Origin of the sequence: Robertmurraya sp., from assembly GCF_036676585.1 — a bacterium.
GTDB lineage: Bacteria > Bacillota > Bacilli > Bacillales > Cytobacillaceae > Robertmurraya_A.
Window position 1 is genome coordinate 1 of record NZ_JAKFCQ010000046.1, and the last position, 5,847, is coordinate 5,847.

7 protein-coding genes are annotated in these 5,847 nt (G+C 38.5%); 3 read left to right on the top strand and 4 right to left on the bottom strand.

The window, feature by feature from the left end; all coding sequences use genetic code 11:
• Positions 1–195, top strand: a 195-nt coding sequence (locus ACGLXV_RS05670) for a hypothetical protein (protein WP_391557875.1), incomplete at its 5' end; no start/stop codon positions are given.
• Between the two features lie 35 nt (positions 196–230).
• Here ACGLXV_RS05670 and ACGLXV_RS05675 read toward each other — a convergent pair.
• The 4 genes from ACGLXV_RS05675 to ACGLXV_RS05690 form a co-directional block, all read right to left on the bottom strand.
• A complete protein-coding gene (locus tag ACGLXV_RS05675) occupies positions 231–1,436 on the bottom strand; it encodes an MFS transporter (RefSeq protein WP_391557876.1) in 1,206 nt (401 codons plus the stop codon).
• 184 nt (positions 1,437–1,620) lie between these two features.
• Complete coding sequence (locus ACGLXV_RS05680; RefSeq protein ID WP_391557877.1) at positions 1,621–2,847, bottom strand: MFS transporter; 1,227 nt, start codon at positions 2,845–2,847, stop codon at positions 1,621–1,623.
• 91 nt (positions 2,848–2,938) lie between these two features.
• Positions 2,939–3,820 carry a shikimate dehydrogenase gene (locus ACGLXV_RS05685; protein ID WP_391557878.1) on the bottom strand — a complete coding sequence of 294 codons (882 nt, stop codon included), beginning with the start codon at positions 3,818–3,820 and terminating at the stop codon, positions 2,939–2,941.
• 234 nt (positions 3,821–4,054) lie between these two features.
• On the bottom strand, positions 4,055–4,615 hold the full coding sequence (locus ACGLXV_RS05690) for a shikimate kinase (RefSeq protein WP_162927851.1): 561 nt from the start codon (positions 4,613–4,615) through the stop codon (positions 4,055–4,057).
• Between the two features lie 196 nt (positions 4,616–4,811).
• On the opposite strand from ACGLXV_RS05690, the gene ACGLXV_RS05695 reads away from it, so the two are divergent.
• Positions 4,812–5,120 carry an ArsR/SmtB family transcription factor gene (locus ACGLXV_RS05695; protein WP_119709725.1) on the top strand — a complete coding sequence of 103 codons (309 nt, stop codon included), beginning with the start codon at positions 4,812–4,814 and terminating at the stop codon, positions 5,118–5,120.
• Between the two features lie 11 nt (positions 5,121–5,131).
• A partial coding sequence (locus ACGLXV_RS05700; protein ID WP_391557879.1) for a cation diffusion facilitator family transporter occupies positions 5,132–5,847 on the top strand: 716 nt, incomplete at its 3' end.

The following is a 5,847-nucleotide window of genomic DNA, read 5'->3' on the forward strand; positions in this document are numbered from 1 at the left end:
TATCAAATGCTAGTTGGGGGAGATAAATTCGGCTTTCCTATGAACATTATTCATCATTTTAAAGAAGATGGAAAATGTCCAGTTTGCGATAAGTATACATGGGCCTATCCCATGGGACAACAGCCATGTTCGGCGTTGCTTCGAGACAAAATGATGCTATTCGATCTTTTCCAAAGAAAATTCCAGGCAAAATAAAACAAGGCAGCCGTAATCAATGTGGTTGCCTTTTCTTATGCGGCTAGTTGCTGTTGCTTTAAGCTTGTTAGTTTACGATATTGGAAGAAAACAACACCTGCTGCGAGGATTCCTATGAAGTTGACGAGAAGTGCAAACACAAATACGCCATGAATATCCACATATCTGGTGATGAATCCTGATACCATCGGAATAAGGGTCGTTGCTAAGCCTGTTGCGGTGTACATAATTCCTGTTACTGAGCCTTTACGATCCCAGAAGAACTCGCATAATACGGTTAATCCTAGTTGAAGAACACCTGCTAGAAAGAAGCCGATAAGAAATGCAGAAATCATTGCGAGCACGGGTGTTTTAAAAGTCAATAATGCCAAAATCGACAAAAATGATAATATCGGATAAACAAGAACAATGGTTACGGGACGAATGGTCTTTCTTACTAAAAATGCTAAAGAGATGACGGAGAGAAGAGCTCCCCAGCTGTAATAAGACATCAGCTTTAACGAATCAACTAAAGACATCCCTATCATTTCCTGCCCGTAAGTGGGAATCCAAATATTCATTAAATAAAGAAGAGCTGGAGCAGTAAAACCAATAACGATAATGGCCACTCCTTCAATCATAAAATTAGGCTTTGTATAGAAGACGACAGGTGGGCCACTATCCGTACTTTCTGCGCTAACTTTATGATTAGGAAACTTTGCCTTTACTAGCATGAAACCTGATACCAAGAAAATGATGGCTGGAATAAAAAACGATGCTCCGTAAAAAATATCATGCTGAATAAAAAAGGCGATCAGTAATGGAAGTAAAGCAGAGCCGAAAGAAATAAATGCCTTTAAAGCAACCGTAGCTGATCCAGCTGTCTTTGGGAAAACCTCCATTAACGTTGGGTACGTTCCTGCATCTAAAAATGCATTACCCAATCCACCACAGAAAGCAAAGACAATCGCCATTACATAGTTTGGGCTAAGTGGAATACCTATTAGGAAGACAGCAAACAAAAGACAACCAGCGACAATAAATGGTTTTCTTCCAATCTTATCTGACCATACACCACCTAAATAGAGTGATAATAGTCGACCGAGTCCAAACGCCGAAATGATAAAGCTGATTCCGGCTTTATCTGTGTGGAATTGTTCCGTTAAGAAAGACATATTTTGTGCAATCATAATATAGGCCATGCCAAAGACAAAATAGTTGATGTAGCAGCCAATTGCAGTGAAAGAGTATTTATTTTTCATTTTCAGCACTCCTTTCTTCTTAAGTAAAGTACACCTTGTGAGAACATGAGCATATTATATCAATATTAAGATATTTATTACGTTGTAAATGCGTCTACTTTTTGAAATCAAATTGTCTAATTTGAGAACTTTCCATAATCATAGGGGATGGCACTAATACGTACGATTAGTGCCATTTCCTTTTTTAGCTCGCCATTTTAACCGGAGCTGGCGCCTTTTCTGCATACTTCTTGTTCACATATACAGCAAGTCCGACACCGATGGCTGTGATGGCAAAGTTAAACAATAGAAGATACAATGGGCCATTTACTCCGCCAGCTTTCGTGATTGCTCCTGCAGCTGTTAGAATCGTGTAGTTTGCGAGACTTGAAGCGATCATAACGATCGAGGTCATTTTTCCACCGTTTGCTGGTGATAGTTCTACAGCTAAAGATGTGACTAATTGAAGAACTCCACCTGCAGCAGTAAACCCAAGGACGAATCCACCGACTAATAAAATCGAAGGTACTTTCACAAAGTAAATCACTAGCAGCATGACGGCAGCAATCGCTGGGTATAGAGCAACGACTTGAACCGATTGGAGAATTTTTTTGTTAATTAAATAGGATGTGACTAGAATTGCAATAACTGTACCAAGTGCATAATACGATTGAATTTTACTTGGGTCCGCTAAACCGTATAGTTTTCCTAATTCCTGATTCGCATTTAACCACAAGATAAATGTAGAAGTAACGGTAAATCCTAAAATCACAATCGCCAAACTTGGTCCTGTTAGCTTTACCTTTTCTGATTTTTTAGAGTCTGCTTTTTCAACTTTCACCAACATTGGAGGGAATGGTAAAACCGCCATTAGTACCCCTGCTACTGCTAAAAGAATCGCTGATAAATAGAATAATGTTGTAAATGGCATAGTATTTGCTGCTACAAAACCAATCATAAATGGAAGCAAAAATTGTCCAATGGAAATCGAGAACTTTACAAATAGATTTCCCACATCGCCTTTTTTCTTAAAAATTTCCATGATGGCTGGATAAACCGCTGTATCTATGAAAGAGTTCGCCACTCCGCCTAGTAAAGCAAATGCGTAGGCAACATACATACTTGGTGAGAATACAAGACCAATAAAATAAGTGACATAAGCTGTAATACCAATTAATCCAGATACTCTTCGTCCAAACTTATCTGACAGTGGACCTGCAATGGGAAGCGAGATTAAACGTCCCAAACCTAATGCAGCAATGACCGTAAGCACCATACTAACGTCAAATGTACCGTCCGTTAATGTGGTAGCCCCCCATTTTTCTGCAAAATTCTGCTTGTATTGCGCTAAGATGGATACTCCAATTCCGTGTACTAAATAAGTAAAATAAAGTGCAAAAGCGATTGGGTAATATTTTTTATTTGTCTCCATACCTTCTTCTCCTTTCAAATTTGTGAATCACTTCACATTATTAATGAAAAAAATTTATTTATTAGTGAAAGGAATACTATTCCTTTCTCTTTTAAAACATTTGCTCTTTTACATACTCAACAGGCATATCCTCGCCAGTCCAAAGCTTAAATGCTGCTGCACCTTGCCAAAGCATCATGCCTAAACCATTGATTACTTTCGCACAACCAGCTTCTTCTGCTAATTCTAGTAATCTTGTTTTACGTGGAATGTATACGACATCAGATACAATGAGCTCTGGTCTTAACCAAGATGCATCTGGCACCACGCTGTCACCTTCTAACGGTTTCATTCCTACACCTGTTGCATTTGTAAGAATATCGCTAGTTGCAATTTCTTCCTTTAAACGATCGGCATCATCAAGATTGTAAACCGTCGCCTTACAATTGATTCCTTCTATTTCTTCGTTAATGATTTGGGCATTCTTTAACGCTCGATGGTAAAAGTCGTCCTCACGGTTGAAAATTGAGATTTCAGCTACTCCATCAAAGGCTGCCTGAATCGCAATCGCAGTCGCTGCTCCACCAGCACCCATCAAGGTCATTTTCTTGCCAACGACGTCCACACCTGCTTCTTTTAATGCTCTCATATATCCTGTTCCGTCTGTAATATGACCAGTTAGCTTTCCATTTTCGTTTACCACTGTATTCACTGCACCCGTAAACTGAGCAGCAGGAGAAAGTTCATCTAATAATGGAAGGATTTTCGTTTTATTTGGCATGGATACATTAAAGCCTCTTACTCCTAACGCTCTCATCCCTGTTACTACATCGGCTAACTGCTCATTTCCTACCTCAAATGCCATATATGCATAATTTAAACCACGCTCTCTTAATGACATGTTTTGCATAGCTGGTGATAATGAGTGTCCGATTGGGGTTGCTAAAAGTCCAATTAATTTTGTTCTACCATCGATCCGTCCTAAATCTGCCATGTTCCTTGCCTCCAATTGAAATGTTGTTTTCCTAGCTGTTTGATTGTGAAATAATTCACAAGAATGAACAAAGTTTTTCTTTTTCTATCATGAATTCATGTTATGCCTTAATTGTATGGGGGAGAGAAAGGAAAGTCTAATTGAAAAAAACAGCCTGATTCATAGGCTGTCCCTATTAAAAATTCTAATAAAAACAGAAAAAACCATTCAGTTGAATGGCTTTTTCCTCACATATTATCTTGGCTCATAAATATCCCAAGCAACTTTTAAAGAATCGACGATATAATCCGCGATCTCATCTGCTTCCTGAGTATCGGTTTTTACCTTTGAATGGTGGTATTGATAGATCTCTTGTCTACTATTAAAAAGCTCCAATATTTCATCAATATTCCGACCTTGAAGAACCGGTCTTGAATCAATAATTAAACTAATACGATCCTTCCAATATTCCCACGATAAGTCTAGGAAAAATACGATACAATTTTTCAAGCACGCTTCCCTTATATCTTCTTGAAGAAACGCACCACCCCCTAAAGAAAGAACAGAAAGCTTCTTCTTGCTTAATTCAGTAATTACTTCTTTTTCTTTCGCTCGGAAGGCTTTTTCCCCAATTTGTTTAAAAATTTCTGAAGTCGGTGCACCATATTCTTCTTCGATCACTTGATCGATATCTATAAAATCACGATAAAGCTTTTTAGCTACTAATTTTCCAATGGTTGTTTTCCCCACACCCATGAAACCGATAAATACGATACTTTTCTCTCTTAACGGAACTTCTCTTAATGTCACTGTCATCACTCCAACGTTCACTCCTATACTTAACCGAACGAAAGCATATTGTATTCTACCATGTTATCACTTTTTCGCATTTGTTCCAAAATAAATTTCTGAGAATTCAAGTTTTTTTTATCACCAAATGACCAACTTTATGATACTATACATATATGAACATATGCTCATATGTTAAATTACTGATTAAAGGAGCTAGATGATGGAACGTACTGATCATTCTTTTCTTAACCAAACAACAGCGGATGAAGCTGCAAGGATTTTTAAAGCACTAGCTGATCCAACAAGAATTAAAATTTTATATCTACTCTCCCAAGAGGAATGCTCTGTGAGTCATATTACGGAAGTACTTGAGATGACTCAATCTGCCGTTTCACATCAACTTAGCACACTGAGAAAGCTCCGATTAGTCAAATATCGTCGGGAAGGAAGCACCTTGTACTATTCTTACGATGACGAACATGTTATCACGATTCTTCAGCAAGTCCTTTCCCATATTAATTGTAATTAGGAGGAATTCACATGGGTCATCACCATCATCACCACGGTCATGGGCATCATCACCATCATGGACATGACCATTGCCATGATCATTTTGATTCGCAGCGGGAAGGAAACAAAAAGGGGTTATTAATCGCTTTATTTGTTACAACGGGAATTATGTTCGCCGAGTTTTTTGGAGGATTAATTACCAATAGTCTTGCACTATTGTCAGATGCGGGGCATATGCTTAGTGATGCGAGCTCTTTGCTGCTTAGTGTGGTTGCTCTTTGGATTGCTTCTCGTCCGGCTACACCAAAGAAAACGTTTGGATTTTACCGTTTTGAAGTATTAGCCGCCCTTTTTAATGGGGCCACATTATTTGTTATTGCTGGTTTTATCGTTTGGGAAGCATTTGAACGATTTTTTGAACCTCCGACTGTTGCAAGCGGTACGATGATCCTCATTGCTTGTATTGGTCTCGGAGCAAATTTAATTAGCGCTTGGTCTTTATTACGAAATGGTGATGTGAAAGATAATGTCAATGTGAGAAGTGCCTATTTACATGTATTAGGAGATGCGTTAGGGTCTGTTGGGGCGATTATTGCTGGAATCGTGATGCTACTGTTTGGATGGTATATCGCGGATCCCATTATTTCCGTCATTGTTGCTTTATTAATTTTACGTAGTGCATGGGGTGTCATTTCTCATTCTCTTCATATACTAATGGAGGGAACACCACCATCTGTGAATCAAGA